This window comes from Nocardia sp. NPDC058518 (genome assembly GCF_042719655.1).
Classification (GTDB): Bacteria; Actinomycetota; Actinomycetes; order Mycobacteriales; family Mycobacteriaceae; genus Nocardia.
On record NZ_JBHXNJ010000012.1, the window covers coordinates 144771 to 167408 of the forward strand.

Annotated in this window: 23 protein-coding genes; 7 read left to right on the forward strand and 16 right to left on the reverse strand. The window is 67.1% G+C overall.

All coding sequences use genetic code 11. The annotated features are described in order from the left end of the window. Positions 1-93 precede the first annotated feature (93 nt). Both ACFWPX_RS21135 and ACFWPX_RS21140 read left to right on the forward strand, forming a co-directional pair. Positions 94-672, forward strand: coding sequence for a Uma2 family endonuclease (locus ACFWPX_RS21135; RefSeq protein ID WP_378928795.1), 579 nt, complete (start codon positions 94-96; stop codon positions 670-672). A 92-nt stretch (positions 673-764) separates the two neighbouring features. Next, positions 765-1916: an ATP-grasp domain-containing protein gene (locus ACFWPX_RS21140; protein ID WP_378928796.1), complete on the forward strand. Its 1152-nt coding sequence runs from the start codon at positions 765-767 to the stop codon at positions 1914-1916. Positions 1917-1962: 46 nt separating this feature from the next. Here ACFWPX_RS21140 and ACFWPX_RS21145 read toward each other — a convergent pair whose 3' ends face one another. From ACFWPX_RS21145 to ACFWPX_RS21160, 4 genes are all read right to left on the reverse strand, one after another. Then, entirely contained in the window at positions 1963-2598 is a 636-nt protein-coding gene (locus ACFWPX_RS21145; protein ID WP_378928797.1) for a response regulator, read from the reverse strand. A gap of 1 nt (position 2599) precedes the next feature. Further along, the gene (locus ACFWPX_RS21150) at positions 2600-3748 is read right to left on the reverse strand and encodes a sensor histidine kinase (RefSeq protein WP_378928798.1); all 1149 of its coding nucleotides are present in this window, start codon (positions 3746-3748) and stop codon (positions 2600-2602) included. 5 nt (positions 3749-3753) lie between these two features. Then, entirely contained in the window at positions 3754-5886 is a 2133-nt protein-coding gene (locus ACFWPX_RS21155; RefSeq protein ID WP_378928799.1) for an MMPL family transporter, read from the reverse strand. A gap of 89 nt (positions 5887-5975) precedes the next feature. Continuing rightward, positions 5976-6617 carry a TetR/AcrR family transcriptional regulator C-terminal domain-containing protein gene (locus tag ACFWPX_RS21160; protein WP_378928800.1) on the reverse strand — a complete coding sequence of 214 codons (642 nt, stop codon included), beginning with the start codon at positions 6615-6617 and terminating at the stop codon, positions 5976-5978. 96 nt (positions 6618-6713) lie between these two features. Between ACFWPX_RS21160 and ACFWPX_RS21165 the strand changes: the two genes are divergently transcribed. Together ACFWPX_RS21165 and ACFWPX_RS21170 are read left to right on the forward strand one after the other, a co-directional pair. Beyond that, positions 6714-7709 (forward strand): NAD(P)-dependent alcohol dehydrogenase, encoded by a 996-nt coding sequence (locus tag ACFWPX_RS21165; RefSeq protein ID WP_378928801.1) that lies wholly within the window; start codon positions 6714-6716, stop codon positions 7707-7709. A gap of 111 nt (positions 7710-7820) precedes the next feature. Continuing rightward, positions 7821-8972: an epoxide hydrolase family protein gene (locus ACFWPX_RS21170; protein ID WP_378928802.1), complete on the forward strand. Its 1152-nt coding sequence runs from the start codon at positions 7821-7823 to the stop codon at positions 8970-8972. On the opposite strand, the gene ACFWPX_RS21175 is transcribed toward ACFWPX_RS21170, so the two are convergent. The 4 genes from ACFWPX_RS21175 to ACFWPX_RS21190 all read right to left on the reverse strand — a co-directional run bounded on the left by ACFWPX_RS21175 (position 8973) and on the right by ACFWPX_RS21190 (position 14052). After that, positions 8973-10946 (reverse strand): 5-oxoprolinase/urea amidolyase family protein, encoded by a 1974-nt coding sequence (locus ACFWPX_RS21175; protein ID WP_378928851.1) that lies wholly within the window; start codon positions 10944-10946, stop codon positions 8973-8975. 119 nt (positions 10947-11065) lie between these two features. Then, a complete protein-coding gene (locus ACFWPX_RS21180; protein ID WP_378928803.1) occupies positions 11066-11680 on the reverse strand; it encodes an urea amidolyase associated protein UAAP2 in 615 nt (204 codons plus the stop codon). Further along, positions 11677-12423, reverse strand: coding sequence for a DUF1989 domain-containing protein (locus ACFWPX_RS21185; RefSeq protein ID WP_378928804.1), 747 nt, complete (start codon positions 12421-12423; stop codon positions 11677-11679). Before ACFWPX_RS21185 ends, ACFWPX_RS21180 begins: the two co-directional genes overlap by 4 nt. A 93-nt stretch (positions 12424-12516) precedes the next feature. Then, positions 12517-14052, reverse strand: coding sequence for an amino acid permease (locus ACFWPX_RS21190; RefSeq protein ID WP_378928805.1), 1536 nt, complete (start codon positions 14050-14052; stop codon positions 12517-12519). 216 nt (positions 14053-14268) lie between these two features. Here ACFWPX_RS21190 and ACFWPX_RS21195 point away from each other — a divergent pair, with 216 nt between their 5' ends. Continuing rightward, positions 14269-14949: a TetR/AcrR family transcriptional regulator gene (locus ACFWPX_RS21195; RefSeq protein WP_378928806.1), complete on the forward strand. Its 681-nt coding sequence runs from the start codon at positions 14269-14271 to the stop codon at positions 14947-14949. On the opposite strand, the gene ACFWPX_RS21200 is transcribed toward ACFWPX_RS21195, so the two are convergent. The 6 genes from ACFWPX_RS21200 to ACFWPX_RS21225 all read right to left on the reverse strand — a co-directional run bounded on the left by ACFWPX_RS21200 (position 14950) and on the right by ACFWPX_RS21225 (position 19191). Beyond that, entirely contained in the window at positions 14950-15477 is a 528-nt protein-coding gene (locus tag ACFWPX_RS21200) for a hypothetical protein (protein ID WP_378928807.1), read from the reverse strand. 46 nt (positions 15478-15523) lie between these two features. Beyond that, positions 15524-16321: a family 1 encapsulin nanocompartment shell protein gene (locus tag ACFWPX_RS21205; protein WP_378928808.1), complete on the reverse strand. Its 798-nt coding sequence runs from the start codon at positions 16319-16321 to the stop codon at positions 15524-15526. After that, entirely contained in the window at positions 16322-17374 is a 1053-nt protein-coding gene (locus ACFWPX_RS21210) for a Dyp-type peroxidase (RefSeq protein ID WP_378928809.1), read from the reverse strand. Between the two features lie 78 nt (positions 17375-17452). After that, positions 17453-17779, reverse strand: a complete 327-nt coding sequence (locus ACFWPX_RS21215) for a cupin domain-containing protein (protein ID WP_101465662.1) — start codon at positions 17777-17779, stop codon at positions 17453-17455. A 126-nt stretch (positions 17780-17905) separates the two neighbouring features. Beyond that, a complete protein-coding gene (locus ACFWPX_RS21220) occupies positions 17906-18391 on the reverse strand; it encodes a dihydrofolate reductase (RefSeq protein WP_378928810.1) in 486 nt (161 codons plus the stop codon). Beyond that, positions 18388-19191 (reverse strand): thymidylate synthase, encoded by an 804-nt coding sequence (locus tag ACFWPX_RS21225; RefSeq protein WP_378928811.1) that lies wholly within the window; start codon positions 19189-19191, stop codon positions 18388-18390. Before ACFWPX_RS21225 ends, ACFWPX_RS21220 begins: the two co-directional genes overlap by 4 nt. 58 nt (positions 19192-19249) lie before the next feature. Between ACFWPX_RS21225 and cobF the strand changes: the two genes are divergently transcribed. Both cobF and ACFWPX_RS21235 read left to right on the forward strand, forming a co-directional pair. Further along, entirely contained in the window at positions 19250-19990 is a 741-nt protein-coding gene (gene cobF / locus ACFWPX_RS21230; RefSeq protein WP_378928812.1) for a precorrin-6A synthase (deacetylating), read from the forward strand. Positions 19991-20033: 43 nt separating this feature from the next. Further along, a complete protein-coding gene (locus ACFWPX_RS21235; RefSeq protein WP_378928813.1) occupies positions 20034-20903 on the forward strand; it encodes an Fpg/Nei family DNA glycosylase in 870 nt (289 codons plus the stop codon). Here ACFWPX_RS21235 and ACFWPX_RS21240 read toward each other — a convergent pair. Both ACFWPX_RS21240 and ACFWPX_RS21245 read right to left on the reverse strand, forming a co-directional pair. Continuing rightward, complete coding sequence (locus tag ACFWPX_RS21240) at positions 20896-22341, reverse strand: dihydrolipoyl dehydrogenase family protein (protein ID WP_378928814.1); 1446 nt, start codon at positions 22339-22341, stop codon at positions 20896-20898. The genes ACFWPX_RS21235 and ACFWPX_RS21240 overlap by 8 nt on opposite strands. Beyond that, the gene (locus ACFWPX_RS21245; RefSeq protein WP_378913358.1) at positions 22338-22583 is read right to left on the reverse strand and encodes a DUF2630 family protein; all 246 of its coding nucleotides are present in this window, start codon (positions 22581-22583) and stop codon (positions 22338-22340) included. The genes ACFWPX_RS21240 and ACFWPX_RS21245 overlap by 4 nt, the downstream gene beginning before the upstream one ends. Between the last annotated feature and the right edge of the window lie 55 nt (positions 22584-22638).

A 22638-nucleotide genomic window follows, 5' to 3' on the forward strand; every position in this document is an offset into this window, starting at 1 on the left:
CGCGAGCCTGCCGGATGCCTCTCACAGCCGCTAGACTCGAATCGACCGACGCGGGCGGCGCGCGGTGCATTCGACGAGGTCGGAGGTGGATGAATGGCGATGCCATTGCCGCGCTCCGATCATTGGACTGCCGCGGATCTCGATCAGATGCCCGATGACGGTCTGCGATATGAGGTGCTGAATGGCCAGCTCGTCGTGAACGCAGCGCCGAAACCGATGCATCAGTGGTTGATAAAGCGGCTCACACAGGTCCTCGATGCGGTTGTGCCCGCCGACCGATTCGTGATGGACGGTGTCGGCGTGCTCATCGGCGATGACGAGCCTATTCCCGACCTGATGGTGGTCGCGGGGCCGATCGATTGGCACGGGCGCGGGGTGCCGGTCGGTCAGGTCGAACTAGCCGTCGAAGTCGTGTCGAAGTCGACAACGTTGCAGGACCGGATGGTAAAGCCTGTGCTGTACGCAGAGGCGGGCATCCCGACGTACTGGCGTTTCGAGATCAACTCCTTCAAGGGCCGTCTGGTCGATGAGCAGCTGCCGGTGCTGTTCGCCTATGCGCTCGGACCGGACGGAGAATACGAGCACACGCACCGTGCGTCGGCCGGTGACCCGGTGACGCTGCGAGCACCGTTCGAGGTCACGTTCGACCCGGGTGGGCTGCTTCCGCGCTAGCCCACCTCGAGTACGTCCCCGCCGCGGGGTCGCCGTCGTGCCGCTACTCGGACGCCGGCGGGTGGATGTGATGTGGGGTCTTTGTTCTCGAAATGTGCTCGACGCTGAACCGGGATAGGGTCCGGGTTCGCTTCGGGAACAGGAAGGGAGCGGTCGGTATTACGCTTCGGGTTTGGCTGAGCAGTGCTGGTGCGGCAACCGTTCAGGTCATGCGGTTATTGCGGGAGAATCCCGACGGGGTCGACGTCACTATTTATGCCAGCAATGTGGATCCGAGTGCGGCCGCCCTCTCGGTGTGTGATGTGTCGGCGATCGAACCCAGGTATGTCAGCAACGAGGAGTACGCGCGGTTCGCGCTCGACTTCTGTCGCACGCACCGCATCGACGTTCTCATCCCGCCGCGCCGTCTCGACGCGCTCGCGGGCCGGGTGGCGGACTTCGCGGCGGTCGGCACCAGCCTCATGTGTTCGCCGCTGTCGGCGGTGAAGGCGCTGACCGACAAGGTCCGCACCTATGAGATCGCTGGTGCGGCGGGTGTTCCCGTGCCACCGTGGCGGGAGGCGCGAGACGCGCAGGAGTTCCGCGCGGCGGTCGACGAGTTGTCGATGGGCGGGGAGACGCTGTGTATCAAGCCGAGCGGTGAGTTCTCGGCGTTCGGGTTCCGCATCCTGGACGACCGCCCGCTGACCATGGCGAACCTTCGCGTCGCACCCCGGCCGGTGGCCTCGGTCGAGGCGATCGCGGGGGCGATGTGCCGGGCGGCCGCAGAAGGGGAAGCGGTGCCGCCGCTGCTCGTGATGCCGTTCCTCGAAGGTCCGGAGATCAGCATCGACTGCCTTTCCGCTCCGGGTGGTGAACTGCTGATGGGAATTCCACGGGCCAAGCAGGGACGCTTCCGCATCCTGCTCGATAATCCCGACCTGGTAGACATCGCCCGCCGGCTCGTGCGGCATTTCGAACTGGCCTACCTGACGAATGTTCAATTGCGTTATCGCGGTGGGCAACCGGTGCTGCTCGAAGCGAATCCGCGACCCTCGGCGGGTTTGTTCCACACGTCCTTCGCCGATGTGAATCTGCCATGGGCCGCGGTTCGGCTACTGCTGCAAGGTGATTCGGGATTGCGGAATCCGCCACGGCTCGGTGCCTGCCTGGCTGTAGCGGAAGCGGTCATGGAGGTCGCGCCGCAGCTGGATGGTCAATTCCCGAGTGCGGTGCGCAGGAGCGCGGACCTGGTTCCCGGCTGATCGAAAGTCGCTGCGCTCGCGAATATCTCGATCGCCGCCGGGTGGATCATTCGGCGGTGGTGAACAGGCCTCGGTTCATGGCGACGATGACGGCGTGGGTGCGGTCGTTGACATCGAGTTTGGCGAAGATGCGGAGTAGGTGGGTTTTGACGGTGGCTTCGGCGATGACAAGGCGTCTGCCGATCTCGAGGTTGGACAGGCCGTCGGCGACCGCGCGCAGGACGTCGATTTCGCGGGGGGTCAGCGTGATCGGGTCGGGACGGCGGATGCGGGCGACCAGGCGTTCGGCGACGCGGGGAGCGAGGACAGTCTGGCCGCGAGCGGCGGAGTGGATGGCGTCGACGAGTTGATCGCGGGTGGTGTCCTTGAGCAGGTAGCCGATGGCACCTGCTTCGATGGCACGTTCGATGTCGACATCGGTGTCGTAGGTGGTGAGGATCAGGACGCGGGTTCGGGTGCGGCGCACTATCTCTCGGGTAGCGGCCACGCCGTCCATGACCGGCATTCGCAGATCCAGCAACGCTACGTCCGGGGCCAGGCGTTCGGCGAGTTCGATGGCTTCAGCGCCGTCGGCCGCCTCGCCGACGATCTGGATGGACGGTTCGGCCTGTAGCAGCGCGACGAGGCCCGCACGCATCACGATGTGATCGTCGGCCAGGATCAGGCGAAGGGGCTCGGTCACGTCAGCTCCGCTCGGTCGATGGGAGGAGGGCGAATATCCTGGTGCCCTCGCCGGGTGAGCTGGTGACGGCGAATTCGCCACCGAGTTCGGCGAGCCGGTTGCGCATCCCGTTCAGGCCGAATCCGCTGGCCTCATGCGGTGTGAATCCGATTCCGTCATCGGTGATCTCGAGCTCCAGACCTGCGTCGGTGTGGGAGAGGACGACACCGACGGTGCTCGCCTTCGCGTGCTTGCTCACATTGGCCAGCGATTCCTGAGTGCAGCGCACCAGGCCGATCCGGGCGGGTTGGTCGCACACGATGTCGGCCAGTTCGGCGTGCACGGTCAGCCCGGTGTCTTCGGCGAAACGATCGAGGACCCGGCGCAGCGTCTGGGCTACCCCGCTACTGTCCGCAGGGCTGCCACCGACGAGAACCCTGGCCTCGGTGAGGTTCTCGCGGGCGGTCCGCTCGATCGACAAGAGCTGCTTGGCGGTGGTCGCGGGATCGGTGCCGATGCCGTCGCGGGCCGCCTCGGCCAGCACGATGATGGAGGCGAAACCCTGGGCCAGGGTGTCGTGGATTTCGCGGGCGATCCGTTCGCGTTCCTCGGCCGCGCCTTGGCGCTGATGGGCCTCGGCGAGATCCGATTGGGTGCGTTCCAGCTCGGCGCCGAGTACGCGGGTGCGTTCGGCGCCCTGCCTGATCACCTGGTCCATCCACAGCCCGAGCAGGACGCCGCCCGCGTATCCGAGCAGGGTGAAGGTGGCATTGCCAGGGGAGAAGATCGGCCCGGTGAGGTTCCCGATGAGGGTGGCTACCGCCGCCGCGCTGAGGTAGCCGACCGCGCGGCGCGGCGTCCGCGTGTAGATCCAGAACAGCGGAATCGAGACGATGAAGAAGGCCGCGCCGCCTTCGAGCAAGATCGCTGTCACGCCGAGGACGGCGACCAGCAGGCAGAGGAAGCCGGTGGCCCCGACTACACGGTGGCGCGGAAAGGTCGTCAGCGCCATATAGCTCGCGGCCAGCGCCGCGACCAGCGCCCACGTCACGTACTTCGTCACATCGGTGCGATCGTGCACCGCGATCACCGGCGGGCCGAGGCCGAACATCACCCAACATCCGGCGTACCACCGGCGCAGAATCCGCATCCGGTTCGGCCGCTCTTCCATTCCGCTCAGCCTACTTTCACCGATGCCGCGGTGACGGCGGGCCGGGCGGGCCACCAGGTGCGATCACCCAGCAGTAGCAATACCGCGGGCAGGACCACGATCCGGATCACGAACGCGTCGAGCAGGACCGCCGCCGCGAGGGCGAAGCCCATCTGCTTCATCTCCATGATGTGCAGCGGAACGAAGCTCGCGAACACCGTGACCATGACGAACGCGGCGCTGGTCACCGCGCTCGCCGAACCGCCGACACCGTCGAGCACGGCTTGGCGGGTCGGCATGCCGCCGCGCGCGAGCTCGCTGATGCGGCTGAGCACGAAGATCTGATAGTCCATCGACAGCCCGAACAGGATCACCAACAGCAGCAGCGGAACTCGGGAGCCGATCGAGCCGGTCGAATGGAAATCGAGCAGGCCTTCGGCCCAGGTGTTCTGGAAGACCGCGGTCAAAAGGCCCAGTGATGCGCCCGCCGAGAGCAGATTCAGCACGACACCGAGCACGCCGAGGACCACGGACCGGAATGTCACGACGGTCAGGACGAAGGTCACCAGGAGCAGTGTCCCGATGATCATGGGCAGCTTCTGTTCCTGGTGGCGCGGGTAGTCGGCGTAGCGGGCGACATCACCGGTCACCGCGTAGTCCACGCCGGAGAGGGTGCCGACGGTTGCCGGTAGATAGTCGGTGCGGAGGCGTTCGAGTGACTGCTGGGCGGCGTCGTCGCCGACGTGATGCTCGACCCGTAGTTCCAGCAGGCTGACTCGGCTGTCCGGGGAGGTGCGCAGTTCAGTGCTGCCGGCGAGGGCGGGATCGGACTCGGCTCGTTGGGCCAGTGCGCGCAGCGCGTCGGTCACTTCGCCGACTCGTGCCGGTTCGGCCGCCACCACCACCTGGTGCATCGACTTCAATTCGGGGAAAGCGGTATTGAGTCGATCGAACGATTGCATGGCGGGAATGGAACGCGGGTGGGTTTCGCGGCCCATGTCGGTGAGGTCGAGGCCCAGCAGCGGCGCGGTGAGTGTGAGCATGGCGAGTACCGAGATGGTCAGTGCGGCTACCGGGCGTGCGGCGGTCAGCCGGAGCAGGGAACCGGTGAGGCGACCGGTGCTCTCTCGCGCGGGTTGCGAGGTCTTGCGTGCCGCACGCCGCTCGGCGCGTTCGGACAGAACAGTCAGCAGGGCGGGCAGGGCGGTGAGCGAACTGGCCACCGCGACCAGGGTGACGAGAATCGCGCCGGTCGCGATCGAGGAGAAGACCACGTCGTCGGCGAGATACATCGTCGCGCTGGAGACGGCGACGGCGATACCGGAGACCACCACCGCGCGTCCGGACGTCGCCGCGGCGAGTTCCACCAGTGCCTGCGAACCGATCGAACCGCCCGCGCGGGCCCGCTCCTCGCGCGCACGTTTCAGATAGAACAGGGTGTAGTCGACGCCGACCGCCATCCCGATCAGCAGGATGATGTTGGTGCCGACGCCGTTGTCGGGGAACAGATGTGAGGCAGGCATCGACAGCCCGATCGCCGCGACGATGGACGAGACAGCCAGCAGCAGCGGCACCAGAGCCATTGCCGCCGAGCGGAACACGACGAGCAGGGTGATCAGGGTGATCGGCAGTGCGATCAACTCGGTTCTCGCCAGGTCGCGCCCGCGCAAGGCTTCGACACCGCTGCTGATCGAGGGGCCGCCGGTCTGCTCTACCCGCAAGTCCGGATATGCCCGCTGCACCTGATCGGTCTGCTCGCGCAGCGCGGCCACGTGCTTCTTGGCATCGAGTTCCGCGCCCGCCATGGTCACGTCGACCCGCAGCACCGTTCGGTCCGGTGAATGCACCGGCACAGCAACGGATTTGACCTCGGGTAACGTCGACATTCGGTCGGCGATCTCCTGCGCGGCCCGGTCTGCGGCGGCTCCTCCACCGGTGATCAGCACCCGTTCCATCGGCAGCTGCTGTAGCCCGCCCGAGGTCGCGATCGCCTCGCCGCGGCCCGCCTCGCCGATCCAGAAGTCCTCGGTGGCAGCGGGTTTCCCGCCGATTCCGGCGCCGATTCCAGCGCACAACGCGACGAAGACGAACCAACCGGCAATGGCCCGCCACGGATGGCGCGCACTGGCAACGGCGATCGATACCGAGCGATTTCGCATGTCATCAATGCTGCTCGGGTGGCCGGTGTCGCCGACAGCATCGACCGGTCGAACTTCGTGTCCACCGATCGGTGGACACGGCGCCGTGCTCAGCGGGTGAGCAGCCCGGCCAGCCCTTCCAGCAGCAGATCGAGGCCGAAGGTGAAATCGGCTGCGCCGGAGTGGGTTCCGTTGATGACCAGGAAGGCGAGTGTGTGCATGTGGGGATGGGTCTCGGTGGGAATGAGCGGGAGGAATTGTTGTGCGGCCGAGGAATATTCGGACGGGTCAAGGGGGAAGTTGATCGCCTGGAGGGTGAAGCCGTAGATGTGGCTGTCCAAGGCGTTCCAGGCTCGGTCGGCCTGTTCGTAGGTGAAACCCGCGGTGATCAGGCAGCCGAGGGTGGCGTCGACGTAGCGGAGCATGGCGGGGCCGACATTGACGCGGGAGCCGAGTAGGCCGGTGGCCCAGCGGTGGTTCAGGAGGACCTCGTGGGCCGAGGTGGCACGGTGGCGGAGTTCGGCTCGCCAGTCGTCGCCCGCGCGGGGGACGTAGATCTCCGCGACCACCAGGTCGATGATGCCGTCGTAGAGGTCGTCCTTGTTGGCGACGTGGTTGTACAGCGACATCGCTTCCACGCCGACGGTCTTGGCGAGGTTGCGCATCGACAGGGCTGCCAGGCCCTGCTGGTCGGCGAGCTCGATGGCCGCGCGCAGGACTCGTTCTCTGGTGAGTGGGGTGCGCGGCGACATGGGGCTCCTGACAGTTTCCTTGACCTACTTACGGCGTAAGTGTAGCGTCTCGCAGTAGAAACTTACGCTGTAAGTGCGAGATGAGGGACGATTCTCATGACCGATGTGGATACGGCTTCGATGAACGCCTGGGTTGCGCCCCGGTACGGCGGGGGTGAGGTGCTGCGGACCGAAGTCGTGCCGCGGCCGATACCTGGGGACCGGGATGTGGTGGTCCGGGTGCGCGCGGCGTCGCTGTGCAGTGGGGATTTGCATCTGCTCAATGGGACGCCGTATCTGCTGCGGCTCGGGTTCGGATTGCGCAGGCCCAAGCATCGGATGATCGGGCAGAACCTGGCGGGCGAGGTTGTCGCGGTCGGTGCGCTGGTCACCGAATTCCGAGTCGGCGACCGGGTTTTCGGCGAGGTCTCCAGCGGCGCCTTCGCGGAGTACGTGTGCGCGGATGCGGGTTCGTTCGCCGCTGTTCCGGCTGCGATCAGCATGGAAGATGCTGCGGCGACCCCGGATTCGGGCATGACGGCCTTGCAGGGCCTGCGCGACATCGGCAAGGTCGGGCCGGGGCAGCGGGTGCTGATCAATGGCGCGTCCGGTGGGGTCGGTAGCTTCGCGGTGCAGATCGCGAAGGTGCTCGGCGCGCACGTGACGGCGGTGTGCGGCACCCGGCATCTCGAGATGGTGCGTGAAATCGGCGCGCACGTCGTAATCGACTACACCACTGACGATTTCACTCGCACGGAGGTGCCCTACGACGTGATCTTCGACCTGGCAGGCAATCGCACGCTACGGGAGATCCGCCGAGCGCTGGCGGGGGACGGCGTTTTCATCTCCTCCGCCGCCGCGCCCGGCGACAACTGGTTCGGCCCGATCCGATGGCTGGCTCAGGTGGCGCTCACCGACCTGTTCGCCCGGCAGACCCTGAAAGCTCTGCTCATGCGACCCGCTGCCACCGACCTGGAATACCTGGCCGGATTGGTGGTCGACGGAAAGCTGCGACCGGTGATCGAGCGACGGTTCTCCTTGTCCGACACGGCACTTGCCGTCGCGGTGTTCGAGCAAGGGCACGCGTCGGGAAAGACCGTCCTCACCGCATGAGTCGACGGAGGATGCCGGTCCGGTCAGATTCAACGGGTCAACGAGTAGGCGGAGCAGACGGACGCACGCCTAGGGCGGAAGCTGTCCTAGGTGGCTCGTAATGTAGATCTCATGAGCAACGAGATCCAGTCCTACCGCATCGACATCTCGCAGCAGCAGCTCGATGACCTGCGTAATCGGCTCGACAATGCGCGCTGGCCCGCCGCGCTGCCGGGCGATGACTGGGACACCGGCGTGCCGACCGGCTACCTGCGCGAGCTCGTCGACCACTGGCGCACCGGCTACGACTGGCGGGCAGAGGAGGCGAAACTCAATGCGCACGAGCAGTTCACGACCGTGATCGACGGGCAGAACATCCACTTTCTGCACGTCCGCTCGGCGGAACCCGATGCGGTGCCGCTGCTACTGACGCACGGCTGGCCGGGCTCGATAGCGGAATTCCTCGACCTGATCGGCCCGCTGACCGACCCGCGCGCGCACGGCGGCGACTCGGCCGATGCCTTCCATGTGGTGATCCCGTCGCTGCCCGGTTTCGGGTTCTCCGGACCGGTCACCGAGGGGTGGTCGGTTCGCCGGATCGCCGAGGCCTGGGTCGAGTTGATGACCAGGCTCGGGTACCAGCGGTTCGGGGTGCAGGGTGGTGATATCGGTGCGGCGGTGAGCCCGGAGGTCGGGCGAGTGGCGCCGGATCGGGTGGTCGGCGTGCATGTCAACGGTGGTGCGGGCTCGTTCCCGCAACTGCCGTTGTCCGATGAGGACATGGCGAGCCTGACCGAACTCGAGCGCGACCGCATCGTGCGGATCGAGGCGTTCATGAACGAGGAGTTCGGCTACATCGCCGTGCAGTCCACCCGTCCGCAGACCCTGGCCTATGGGCTGGTCGACTCCCCGATCGGGCAGCTGGCGTGGATCTTGGACAAGTTCCGGGAGTGGACGCACCCACGCGAGACGCTGCCCGACAAGATCATCGATCGTGATCGGCTGCTGACCAACGCAATGATCTACTGGCTCACCGGAACCGCGGGCTCGGCGGCCTACGTCGGCTACGCGCAGCCGGTGGAATGGGGTGCGGTGCCGGCGAATTCGGGTGTTCCGACCGGCGTGCTCGTCCTCGCCCACGATGTGGCGATTCGGCGCTTCGACGAGGCGGAGAACACGATCGTGCGCTGGAACGATGTGGACCGGGGCGGACACTTCGCAGCGCTGGAGGAACCGGAACTGCTCACCACCGATGTGCGCGAGTTCTTCCGTACGTTGCGCTGATCAGTCCGCGAGTTCGCCCGCCGAGCGCCAGGATTGACGCTCGGCGGCAAACGCTTCGGCTTGGACAGCGCGGAATTCCTCGATGGAGCTCGCGTTGTCGGTGAGGAATCCGCGGTAGTCCGCGAGCCGGAACTCGCCGTCGGTGGCAGTGACGTCCACCTTGCCCGCGGCGAAATCCGCACGGAGATCGAGGAGTTCGTCCGGCTCGACCGGGTGCCATCTGATCCGGTCGAAATAGCGCAGTAGCCAAGGGGTTTCCGCATCGGCAGCGAACCGGTCGACACCGGGTCCTGAGGTTCCCGCTGGCCGGGCGCGGTGGTTCCACACCTGGGTGGTGCGGCCGACGAACTGGTAGCCGCCGGGGCCTTCCATGCCGTAGATGCACAGGTAGGCGCCGCCGATGCCGACCGCGTTCTCGGGGGTCCAAGTGCGGGCCGGGTTGTATTTGGTGGTGACGAGGCGGTGGCGGGGATCGGTGGGGGTGGCCACGGGGGCGCCCAGGTAGACGTCACCCAGGCCTAGGACCAGGTATTCGGCGTCGAAGACGGTCTTGTAGACATCATCGACGGAGGGCAGGCCGTTCATGCGGCGGATGAATTCGATGTTCCACGGGCACCAGGGGGCGTCGGCGCGAACCCCGTGCATGTAGCGGGTGATCGCTTCCCTGGTGGCGGGGTCGTCCCAGGAGAGGGGGAGATGGACGGTGCGGCTCGGGACGACCAGCTGGTCGGAATTCGGCAGTTGCGCTTCGGCTTCGGCCAGCAGGTCGAGAAGTTTGCCGATCGGCAGAACGGCCGGATCGACGCGGATCTGCAGGGATCTGATGCCAGGCGTGAGCTCGATGACTCCACGCAGGCCGATCGCGATGAGGTGTTGGTGCAGCGCGTGGACACGGGCGCGAAGTCCCAGATCCAGCGTGAGCGTGCCGTATTCGACGAGGACGCCGTCGTCGCCTTGTCGTCGGTAGGTCACGCCGGTTTCATCGTCGACCGCGGTGCGCCGGAGGATGCCGTCGTCGCCGTCGCGTCCTGCCGAGAGGACGGTGCCCAGTGATGCGCGTCGCCAAGCGCCGAGTGCTGCTGCGGGAGCGGCATGCTCGGAGCGGATGGGGACGAAGCGAACCTTGTCGCCGGGGGTGAGCTGGCCGAGTTTCCAACGGTCGGCGGCGACTACGGTGACCGGGCAGACGAACCCACCGAGACTCGGGCCGTCCGGGCCGAGCAGGATCGGGGTGTCGCCGGTGAAGTCGAGGGCGCCGACCGTGTAGGCGTTGTCGTGGATGTTCGACGGGTGCAGGCCCGCTTCACCGCCGTCGGTGCGAGCCCACTCGGGTTTGGGGCCGATGAGGCGCACACCGGTGCGATCGGAGTTGAAGTGGACCTCGTAGTCGGTGCCGACGATGGTGTCGAAGTCGTTGCGGGTGAAGAACTCCGGTGCGCCGTGTGGGCCCTCGGTGACGGCGAGTTCCCAGCGGTGGGCGAAGGCGGGTTGGTCGGCCATCGGGACGGCGGGGGCGAGGCGGGTCGACGGTGCGCCCAGAGTGAGCGATTCGGCGGCGCGCAATGCGGCACCGGTTCCGCCGCCGAACTTGCCGAGGGTGAATGTGGCCGCACTGCCCAGGAATTCGTCGACGTCGATGCCGCCGGAGATCAGGATGTAGGTTCGCATGCCAGGTCCGCGGATCGCGCCGACATCGAGAACGCCGCCGGCGGGCACCTCGACGGTTCGCCACTGCTCGATCGGGCGGCCGTCCACACGGACATCGGCGACAGCCCCGGTCACACACACCCAGGTCGCGGTGGAGAACCGCAAGGCGGGCCCGCCCAGTGTGCACTCCAGCCCCGCCGCGCCTTCGGGGTTGCCGAGCACCCGGTTGCCGAGGCGGAACGACAGGTCGTCCATCGGCCCCGACGGGGGAACTCCGATGTGCCAGTAGCCGATTCGTCCCGGCCAATCCTGCACAGTGGTCTGCATTCCGGGACGCACGACATCGATCCGCCGCTTCGCCGGGGTCGTCACGACGGGAGCGAGGGTGGCAACCAGCGGCGTGGACTCCACCGTCGCGGGCTGGTCGACGCGGGTGTCGGTGAGGCTCATCGGGTCACCACCATGCGAACCGGGGTGGGGTCGAAACCGTTGCAGGGGTTGTTGATCTGGGGGCAGTTGGAGACGAGGACCAGGGTGTCGATCTCGGCACGGAGAGTGAGCTTCTTGCCGGGGGCGGAGAGGCCGTCGACGATGCCGAGGGTGCCGTCGGATTCGACGGGGACGTTCATGAACCAGTTGATATTGGAGACCAGGTCGCGTTTGCCAAGGCCCCATTCGAGCGCGGCGGTGAGGAAGTTCTCCACGCAGGCGTGCTGGTGGCGGGTGTGCTGGCCGTAGCGCAGGGTGTTGGATTCCTGGGAGCAGGCGCCCGCGATGGTGTCGTGATTGCCGACCTCGTCGGCGACGACCGTCATCAAGGGGGTGCCGCCTTCGGTGCGCAGGACACTGCCGGTGGTGAGGAAGATGTTGCGCTGGGCGGCGATGGTGGCCTGGGCGCTGTAGCGGTCGGTACGGTCGGCGGCGGAGTAGAGCAGGCAGTCGACGGCCTGGTTGCCGTACAGGTCGATGATGTCGAGGTGGTCGCCTGCGCGGATGATGGCCGACCACGGTGCCTTGGCGGGGACGGTTTCGTCGAGGACGACGGTGCGGGTGGTTGTCATGCCGGAACCTCCGTGTTCAGTGCGGCCGTCCAAGCGGATTCGGTGTTGTCCACGGCCCGTCGGTATTCGGGATCGTCGTTGGTGGCGCGATCGGTGGGGGCGGACCAGGCGATGAGATCGAGGTCGCCGGTGGGGCGGTCGTCGAGGGGGTGGGGGGCGTTGGCGACCAGCAGCGTCACCGGCAGGTGAATGATCAGGTCGATGGTGGCGCCCGCGTGGCCGTTGCCGGTCGACTCGATCGCGCCGTTCGGGGCGACGCGGGCGCCGCGGAACAGCGCGATGGAGGGGCCGATGTCGCGGGGTTCGAGGCCCTGTTTTGCGGCGGCGAGGTGGAGCTGATGGCGGCCGTCGGTGGTGGGGCCGCACAGGGTGTCGTGGTGACCGGAGGTGTCGGCGAGCACGGTCGCCAGCACTCTGCCCTGGTCGGAGAGCAACGGGTGGCCCGCGCTCAGATACGCCTGCCACGGCACCTTCACCGTATCGGCGACGTTCAGCCGTTCCCATGGCGATTCGGCGCGCAGCAGGAACAGGTGAGCGCAGGTGGTCCCGGACGGGTCGGCGAACCGGACCCGAGTGCCGCGGCCGAGCACGACATTCGCGTAGCCGCCAGGGGGAATGCGCTGTGCGACAGCGACCGCGGCGGGATCGACACCGGTCGGCGTCTCGGGGCCGGCCGTCGTGGCGGCCGCCGCTTGGGCGCGCGCGTGGGCGCGGGCGCCCTCGGTGGACTGGGTACTCGTCATCGTTATCTCCTCGGCGAGCGATGGGTGACGGGGTGAGTGCTGGCGGGTTCCGTGGCGGACGCAGGTTCGGGCTGCCTCCGCCACGGAGTCGAATCAGGCTGCTACCGGCGCGGTTTCAGCGATGGGCGCGGATTCCTTGCCCGCGACGACGAAGCGGTAGACGATCGCGCCCGCGGTGAGGATTACAGCTACCGACAGCGGGCCTGCCCAGAGCTGCCACCAGCTGCCGCCTGCCGGGGTGTAGACCTCAGGGCGTGGCCACGCCAGGTTGATGACCATCGCGATGCCCCAGACCACGGCGAGGGCGTTGATCGGGATGCCCCACCGGCCGAGGTGGAACAGGGATTTGTCATCGAGGGCGGGCATGCCTTCGATACGGCGGACCAGCAAGGGGATCGTGACCAGCAGGTAGGCGAGATACAAGCTGACGATGCAGACGCTGGCCAGGGTGGCGAAGATCGCGGGGTTGCCCAGGTTCAGGACCAGGAGACCGATGCCGAGGGCGCCGATCGCGACGGCGGGCCAAACCGGGGTGCCGAAGCGGGGGTGCACGGTGGACAGGGCCTTCGCGAAGGGGAGTTTGCCGTCGCGGGCCATCGAGAACATCAGGCGCGAGCCCGCGGTCTGGATCGCGAGGGTGCACACGATCACCGCGACCGCGACGCAGCTGAGCAGCACCGAGCCTGCGGGGCTGTTCAGCTTCGACGTGATCACGTAAGCCAGTCCACCGGCGGACAATTCGCCGTCGGACAGGCTCGGTGCCGCCATCAGCGCGCCGAGCAGCATGAGCCCGCCACCCAGCGCCGATACCGCGAGCGCGAGCAGGATGGTGCGGGGAGCGACCTTGCGCGGATTCTTGGTTTCCTCGGAAAGCTCACCGGCGGAATCGAATCCGACCATCACGTACGCGGCCATCAGACCCGAGACCAGGAACGCCGCCCAGTACGGGCCGGGGGAGGCCTGGTCGGTCTGGAACACCACATCGGGGCCGCGCTCGGTGTTGGCGAAGAACAACGCGATGATCGCCAGCACGCCGACTATCTCGACGGTGACACCGATCGAATTGATCTTCGACATCAGATCGATGCCGATCACATTGATCGTGGTGGTCACGACGAGCAACACGCTGCCCAGCAGCACGGCGTTCATCGCGCCGTCGCGGGAGGTGAGCGCGGTGTCGGTGCCGATGAGCTGGAATCCGCTCCAGATCGACGGCAGCACCACCTGGAGTGCGATGGCGGCCGCGGCGGCGGTGACGACCTGGGCGATCACCATCATCCAGCCGGCGAACCAGCCGATCAGCCCGCCCGCCAGGCGACGTGACCACTGATAGATACAGCCGGAGATCGGGTACCGGGCGGCCAGCTCGGCGAAGTTCAGCGCGACCAGGAACTGGCCGGCGAACACGAGCGGCCACGTCCAGAAGAAGGCGGCGCCGCCGAACGAATAGCCGAAGCCGAAGAACTGGAAGATCGTGGTGAGGATGGAGACGAACGAGAAACCTGCCGCGAAGGACGCGTAACGCCCCAGTTTGCGATGCAGGACCGGTTGATATCCGAAGGCTGCCAGATCGGCGCTGTCGCGGCCGAGTTCGGGTGGGGCGGCGGGGGATTCGAGGGTTGTGGCCATGTCGGAGTCCTTCAGCGGTTCGGCCAATATCTATCAGTCGATAGTTTTGCGCGCGTGATCGCTCGAACGGTGTCGTGCGTGTATCGACTGCGCGGCCCGCGGTAACTTCTGCGTTGCCTGAGTTTCTATCAAGTGACAGAAATTCGACCGTCCGGCATCTTCGCTGGTGAGCTGCCCGCTGCGGTGCAGGTAGTTGCCCGATGACAGAATCAGGGTGTGGCAAATCTGGGTCCCGGGCGTCCCCGGCTGGAACAGCGGCGCAGGCAGGGAACTACGCCGCGCGCGGAGATCCTCGACGCGGCGGCGGAGCTGTTCACCACCAAGGGATATGCCAACACCTCGACGCGGGCGGTGGCCGACGCGGTCGGCATCCGCCAGGCTTCGCTCTATCACCACTTCGCCGCCAAGGACGACATCCTCGACGCGCTGCTGGCCGAAACAGTGGCGGGGCCGGTCGAATTCGCGCAGCGGATGATGATCGAACCGGACGACGCCGTGACCCAGCTGTACGCGCTGGCACTGTTCGATGTGCGCCAATTGCGTACGGCGCGCTGGAATCTGGGGGCGCTGTACCTGCTGCCGGAGTTGCGCACCGAGCGTTTCGTCGCTTTCCGGCGACGTCGTGACGAACTGCGCGGGCACTACGAGCGCCTGGCCGCCGCGTCATCGGCTGCCGCGGGGGAGCCCGATGACTCGCGGATCCTGCCGTTCCGGCTGGTGGAGACGGTGATCGCGATCAGGTACGACGAGGATGCCGCGGGCATCGCCACCGAGCGCGCGATCCCCGACGGTGTCGTACGGATCGTCGGACATCGCGGCGACATCGGTGCGGTGCGGGCCGCGGCCGACGCGCTACTCGTCCGGCTCGGCGAGATCGGCGGCAGCCCGCCCGCGTGATCAGCGGGCGGTCGGCGGGGCGATCTGCCAGTGCTGGTTGAGCGCGCCCGCGATCTCGGGCAGCACGGTGATCGGGATTCGCTTGGCGCGCAAGATCTCCCGGATCTCGCTCACCTGCTCGCGCTTGCGCATGTCGTAGGCGCCGGTGACGGGCCGGATCACCGGCGGGATCGACAGCAGCACGAGCTCGTCGGCCGACTCGCCGTTGAGGTCGAGCGCCAGTGCCCAGCGGGCGTGCTCGTCGAGGGTGAAGCGGCCCGCGACGACGCGGTCCCACGGCACGGTCGACGAGCGGAACGGGGTCCGCGCGTAGATCGCGTGCTCGTGCAGTTCGATCACATCACGGACGAACAGCACCACACCTACCGCGAACCCGCCGACCGCACCGACCAGCAACCCGGTGATCACCCGGTTCACCCCGAACATCGCCAGGAACAACCCGACGACGCCCGTGGTGACCAGGACTCCGATCAAGCAATAGAACAGGCTCCGCCTGGTGGACACCACACCGGCACGCACGACCGACATGCGGACCTCCCTCTTCGTGATTCGAGGCCAACCATAGCGGCCCCGCTCACGAGCCGAGCGACACCGCTGCTTCGGAGGTCTCGACGAGGAAGGTGAAGGTCTCCTGGAAGTACAGCTGCACGGTCTCGGCATCGTGGCTGAGATAGCCGATCGACAGATCCTGACCGAGTGCCAGCTCGAAGTCGCCGCCGCGGGTGGTGAGCGCGAAACCGCCGGAAATCGCCGGTGCCCAGATGATCTCGCCGTCGATCAGCCGCTCGATGTGGGTCCGGATCGGGTGACCGTGGTCGGAGGTCTCGCTGACCTGGGTGTACAGCTCGGCGCTGAGCACCACCGAGTACGGGCCCTGCACGCCGGCCAGGCGCAGACCGGTGAGAGCGTGCGAGATGGCATCGGGGATGTCGACGACATTGCTCGGGAGGGCGACGGGGGAGTTCGAGGCGGCGTCGCGGATACCGGTGATGCCCGCGGCGGCGTAGCTCTCGAAGATCGCGCGGTCTTCGGCGAAGGCGATTTTCTGCGCGGCGTCCTTGAGGTTGTCGAGGTCGGCGTCGCCCGCTCCGCGCTCGATGTCGTCTAGCTCGTCGCGCTGCAGGGTGAACGGCACCCGCAACTCGATCACCGGCTGGATCACGCGCTGACGGGCCTGCACGCCGTCGTCGGGTGAGGCGATCGAGGTGACCCGGCCGAGGTTGCGGGCCGAGAAGTCGAAACCGTGCGGTCCCGACACGTCGACCACCCGGCGGCCCGCGATGTTGCGCTTGAACGTGCGGGTGGCCTCCTCCTCGATCTGAGACCAGGCTTCGCCGGTGATCGGCGCGAGTTCGCGATGCAGGTTGTTCATTCAGTTACTCCTTTTCATCGTGCCGATGGCGAGGGAGCCGTCCGAGCGACCCGCCGCCGCGTTCGCGCGTTCGACAGGGGTGATTTCCGGCAGGGTCGCCGGCTCGATCGCGGCGCCCGCTGTATCGGGTGCTTCGGGCAGGTCGTCGAGGAAATCCACGGTGGGAACGAAGAAGAGCGTGCCGGTGACCGCGAAGGAGAAGTCGAGGATACGGTCGTAGGCCGCCTCCTCGGTGCCGAGGAACATCCGCTCGAGCATGCGCTCGGTGACGCTCGGGGTGGCGGCGTAGGCCACGTAGTAGGTGCCGAACTCGCCGGTGCCGATGGTGCCGAACGGCATGTTGGCGCGCACGATCTGGCGCTCGGTGCCGTCGGGGTCGACGAGGGTGTTCACCGCGACATGTGAGTCGGCGGGTTTCACATCGTCGGGCAGTTCGTAGTCGGCGAGCTTGGTCCGCCCGATCACCCGCTCCTGTTCCTCGATCGACAGCGCGTTCCACTGGTCGAGCGGGTGGGTGTACTTCTGCACGATCACGTAGCTACCGCCGGTGAACCCGGGGTCCTCGGCGCCGATCAGCGCCGCCGAGGCCGCGCCGGGGCCTTCGGGGTTCTCGGTGCCGTCGACGAAGCCGAGCAGGTCGCGCTGTTCGAAATAGCGGAAGCCGACCGTCTCGTCGACGATGGTCGCCGCGCCTGCGAGGCGGGCGCCGATCACCATGGCGAGTTCGAAGCACGGGCCCTGGGTTTCGCCCTTGATGTGGAAGAACAGGTCGCCCGCGGTGGTCGGTGCGCTGTGGATCGGGCCGTTGTAACCGGGAAACTCGTGCAGCTCAGCCGGTTTCGGGCCGGCGAACAGCCGGTCCCAGGCCGTGGAGCCGATCGCGGTGACGCAGGTCAAACCCTCACCGGGAACCCGGAATCCGACCGAACGGCGCAATCCGGAGATGTCTGCCAAGAGGTCGCGGACCGCGGATTCGCCACCGGAGTCGATGGTGGCGACCAGGAAAATCGCGGACGGCGTGAGTGGATCGAGGATCGGCTGTGGCTCACCCATGGCGTCTACAGTACGGCTCCGCACCGACAGGTCCGATCAACACCTCGAGGTGTCAGCGCAATTCAGGCGAACGACCTGCTACTTCGCGACGGTCAGCAAAAATGTGACGTCGTCGACGGCTTTGACGCTGTGGCGGGCGCGCGGCACGACGATCAGGTCGCCCGCCGAGCCCTTCCACTCGTCGGTGCCCGCGATCAGCACCAGCGTTCCCGACAGCACCTGGATGGTGGCATCGCCTGCATTGTCGTGTTCGGCCAGGCTCTGCCCCTCGGCGAGTGCGACGACGGTCTGGCGCAGCGCGTGGGTGTGGCCGCCGATGAGGGTTTGCGAGCTCCGGCCACTCGTCGAAGTAGCCGCCAGCTTCAACTGCTGGCGGGCCACCGCGGTCAGCGATTTCTTGTCCATGGATCGGGCCTTTCGCAGGCTTCTCGCGGGCAGGTCTTGCGAAGGAGTATGCCCGACGGTGCCCACGCGTTCGGGCGTTTTGCCGTGACCGTTAGCCATTTGCCGCGACCGTCGGCCAGGTGTTGCTCAGCCGCGGGTGTAGTGGCGAATGCGGTAGCGCAGACCGGTTTTCGAGGTCAGCCACGGGGTGTCGTCCGCATGCCATTCCGGGCCGATGACCGGGGCGAACGCGTCGCCCGAGACGGTGGTGTCGACCTCGGTGACCAGCAGGGTCGTCGCCATCGGCAGCGCGGCGCGGTAGATCTCGCCGCCACCCGCCACCCAGGTGTCCGACTCGCCGGTCATGGTCAGCGCGTCGGGCACCGACGCGGCGCGTTCGGCACCGCCGCCGGACCAATCAGTCTGGCGAGTGACCACGATGTTGCGGCGCCCGGACAGCGGCCGGAAACTCGCCGGGAGCGAATCCCAGGTCCGTCTGCCCATGATCACCGGGTGACCCATGGTGGTGTCGCGGAAATTGGCCATATCCTCGGGCACGCGCCACGGAATGGTGTTGTCGACGCCGATCACCCGGTCGTTCGCCTGCGCCCAGATCAGGCCGATCTGCTTCACACCGCCACCGGCGCCTTGATGCCCGGGTGGTGCTGATAACCCGACAGCTCGATGTCCTCGTAGGTGTAGTCGAACAGGCTCGTCGCCGGACGCAGGTGCAGCGTCGGGAACGGGTAGGGCTCGCGGGTGAGCTGCTCGCGGACCTGGTCGAGGTGATTGTCGTAGATGTGCACGTCGCCGCCGGTCCAGATGAACTCGCCCGGCTCGAGCTCGGTCTGCTGGGCGACCATCAGGGTGAGCAGGGCGTAGCTGGCGATATTGAACGGCACCCCGAGGAACAGGTCGGCGCTGCGCTGGTACAGCTGGCAGGACAGTTTGCCGTCGGCGACATAGAACTGGAAGAAGGCGTGGCAAGGGGCCAGCGCCATTTTGTCCAGGTCGGCCACATTCCAGGCCGAGACGATCATCCGGCGCGAATCGGGGTCTGTGCGCAGGGTGTGCAGCACCTGGGCGATCTGGTCGATGTGGGTGCCGTCGGGGGTCGGCCACGAGCGCCACTGCACGCCGTAGACGGGGCCGAGTTCACCTTTGGCGTCGGCCCATTCGTCCCAGATCGTCACGCCGTGTTCGCGCAGCCAGGAGACATTGGAGTCGCCGCGCAGGAACCACAGCAGTTCGTAGGCGATGGATTTCATGTGGACCCGCTTGGTGGTGATCAGCGGGAAGGACTCGGCCAGGTCGTAGCGCAGTTGGTGACCGAAGATGCTGCGGGTTCCGGTTCCGGTGCGATCGGCCTTGGGCGTGCCTTGCTCCAGAACGTGCCGGAGCAGATCCTCGTACTGCGTATCAGGGGTGGCCACGCCTTGCGATTCTACGGGGGTCGGCTCGGCGGATCGGCACCTGGCAAGCTCTTCGGCTATGCGCAAGCTCTACGTGATCGGCATCGGTGCGGGAGACCCCGACCAGGTGACGATGCAGGCGGTCAAGGCCATGCGAAAGGCCGAGGCCTTCTTCGTGATCGGCAAGGGCGCCGAGAAGCAGGAACTGGTCGACGTGCGCACCACGATCCTGGCCGAACACGTGGACACGCCGCACCGGATCATCGAGATCACCGATCCGCCGCGCGAGCGCACCCCCGCGGACTACGCCGGTGTCGTGGTGGACTGGCACGAACGGCGCTCCGAACTCCTCGAAGCCGCCTTCGACCAGGTGGACGGCATCGGCGCGATCCTCGTGTGGGGCGATCCGGCGCTCTACGACAGCACCCTGCGAATGGTCGAGCACGTGCTGGCGCGGGGTCACGCCGACTTCGACTACGAGGTGATCCCCGGCGTCACCAGCATCGCCGCGCTGGCCGCCCGGCACCGGATGGTGCTGCACCGGATCGGCGAACCCGTCCACGTCACGACCGGGCGCAGACTGCGCGAAGAAGGGCTCGGTCCGGGGTCGACGGTGGTGATGCTCGACGGTGAATGCTCGTTCACCGAGGTCCGCGGCGACGATATCCATATTTGGTGGGGTGCCTATCTCGGCATGCCCGACGAAACCCTGATCGAAGGAAAATTGCGCGAGGTAGAACGCGACATCGTGACCCGCCGCGCGGAACTACGCGCGGAAAAGGGCTGGATCATGGACGTTTATCTACTCCGCGCGGGCTGATGGATCCCGCGCCGACCGGCGATAGATCGCTAAACTGGCAATCGTGCCCGAACTGCCGGAAATAGAGGCGTTGGCGCAGTTCCTTCGGGATCATGCGGTCGGCGCTGTGGTCGGCCGCGTCGACGTGGCGGCCTTGAGCGCGGTGAAGACCTTCGATCCGCCGGTTACCGCGTTGTCCGGCCGGGATGTCACCGGTGCGGGGCGGTGGGGGAAATTTCTCGGAATGGATTGTGGCGGACTGTGGTTGATCACCCACCTGTCGCGCGGTGGGTGGTTGCGCTGGGTGGATGAGCCGAATCCATTGCCGCCGAAGCAGGGTGGAAAGAGCCCGCTGGCATTGCGCGTGCATTTCTTCACCCCCGAGGGCGCGACACCCTCGATCGACCTGACCGAGGCGGGCACCAAGAAACGGCTGGCGGTCTATGTCGTCGAGGATCCGGAGCTGGTGCCGGGCATCGCGCGGCTCGGACCGGACGCGCTCGGGTTGACCGAGGACGAATTCGCGTCGCTGCTGAAAAGTACCTCGCAGCGGATCAAGACCGCGATCGTGGACCAGACCCTGATCGCCGGAATCGGCAACGCCTACTCCGACGAGATCCTGCACACCGCGAAGATCTCCCCGTTCGCGAACACCAAATCGATGTCGGCGGAGAAGGTTTCGCAGTTGTACATCGCGATGCGGACGGTGCTGCTCGACGCGGTCGATCGTTCGGTCGGCCAGGACGCGGCCAGGTTGAAGGGCGAAAAGCGTTCGGGCATGCGGGTTCACGCCAGAACCGGGCAGCCGTGCCCGGTGTGTGGGGACGCCGTGCGCGAGGTGTCCTACGCGGAGCGGTCGTTCCAGTACTGCGCCACCTGCCAGACCGGCGGCAAGGTACTCGCCGACCGGCGGATGTCGCGGCTGCTCAAATAGTCTTCTCGCGCCAGGCTTCCAGCAGCCGGAGCCAGAATTCGCTGACGGTGGGGAAGGCGGGCACCGCGTTCCACAGCGCGTCCAGCGGCACCTGCCCGACCACCGCGATAGTGGCCGCATGGAGCTGTTCACCTATGTCGGGGCCGACGAAGGTGGCACCGAGAATGCGGTCGGCGGCGGTGTCGATCACCAGCTTCGCACGGCCGTGGAAGTCGTCGCGCGAGAGCGCGGAACCCGCGACGGCGATATCGAGCTCGACCGTGTCCACCGCGTATCCGGCGGTGCGCGCCTCGTGTTCGGTGAGGCCGACGGCCGCGAGTTCCGGTGCGGTGTAGACGACTTGGGGTACCTGCTGGTGGTCGGCGCTCGCGGTGAACCGCATGCCGTCGAGCGGTTTGCCCTCGGCGCGGGCGGCGATCACGTCACCGCACACCCTGGCCTGGTACTTGCCCATATGTGTCAGTGCCACCCGGTGATTCACGTCGCCGACGGCGTAGAGCCAGTCGCCGGGCACCTCGCGCGCGGTCAGCTGGTCGTCGACCTCGATGTAACCCGGGGGCAGTCCCACGGTGTCGAGGCCGAGATTCGAGGTGGCGGGGGCACGGCCGGTGGCGACGACGAGTTCGTCGACCTCGAGTTCGCCGTCGTCGAGCACCAGGGTGACCGGACCGCCGTGGAGGTGGCCGACACCGGTGTCTTCGGGATCGCGGCGGGAGACCAGCAGGGGTTCGGTATGGAACCGCACCGTGACTCTTCCGGTGTCGCGCAAGCCCCGCAGGACCAGCTCCGAAGCGAACGGCTCGCTGCGTGGAAGCACGCGGTCGCCCCGGACCAGCAGGGTCACCTCCTCGGCGCCGAGTTCGGCCAGCCAGGTAGCCGTCTCGCAGGCGACGACACCGCCACCGATGATGGCGACCCGGCGCGGGACGACGGTCAGGTTGGTGGCGTCACGGGAGGTCCACGGCAGAGCCTCGCGCACGCCCGGAATGTCGGGGATGGTGGCGGTGGTGCCGGTCGCCAGTACCACCGCGTGCCGGGCGCGCAGGACCTTGACGCCGTCCTCGGTATCGACCTCGACGAGTCGTTCGCCGATCAGTCGACCCGCGCCGCGCACGGGATCGATGGCCGCCGATTTCGCCCATTCGACCTGGGAACTGTCGTCGTGGTTGTGCACGAAGGTGTCGCGGCGGGCGAGGATGTCGGCCACCTGCGGGCCGCTCGCGCTCACCCCCGGCATCGACTCGCCGAGGCCGAGCACGGCGCCGGGACGCAGCAGTGCCTTGCTGGGGATACACGCCCAGTAGCTGCACTCGCCGCCGAACAGCTCCCGCTCGACGAGGGCGGCGGTGCGGTCGCTGCCCGCGATGGCGTAGGCGGCGGCGTTCTCACCCGCCGGGCCCGCGCCGATGACGATGACGTCGTACTCGACCTCGGTCACTGCAGATAGCCCTCGACCTCACGGGGGGAGCGCACCCCGGTGTCATCGGGAGATTCACCGGAGCCGGTGCGAGCGCGCCGCTGCCGCAACAGATCCCATGCCTGATCGAGCATCACTTCCAGCTCGGCCAGCTGCTTGCGTTCGGCTACCGGGTCGATCTCGCCCGCGGTGGCCTTGGCTCGCAGGGCGTGCTCGTCGTCGACCAGCTCTTTGATCCGCGCCAGAATGTCCTGATCGGTCATTTGCTCACCTCGTCGATAGTCGCCAGGGGTAATGCCGGGTCCTGGTCCATGCTAC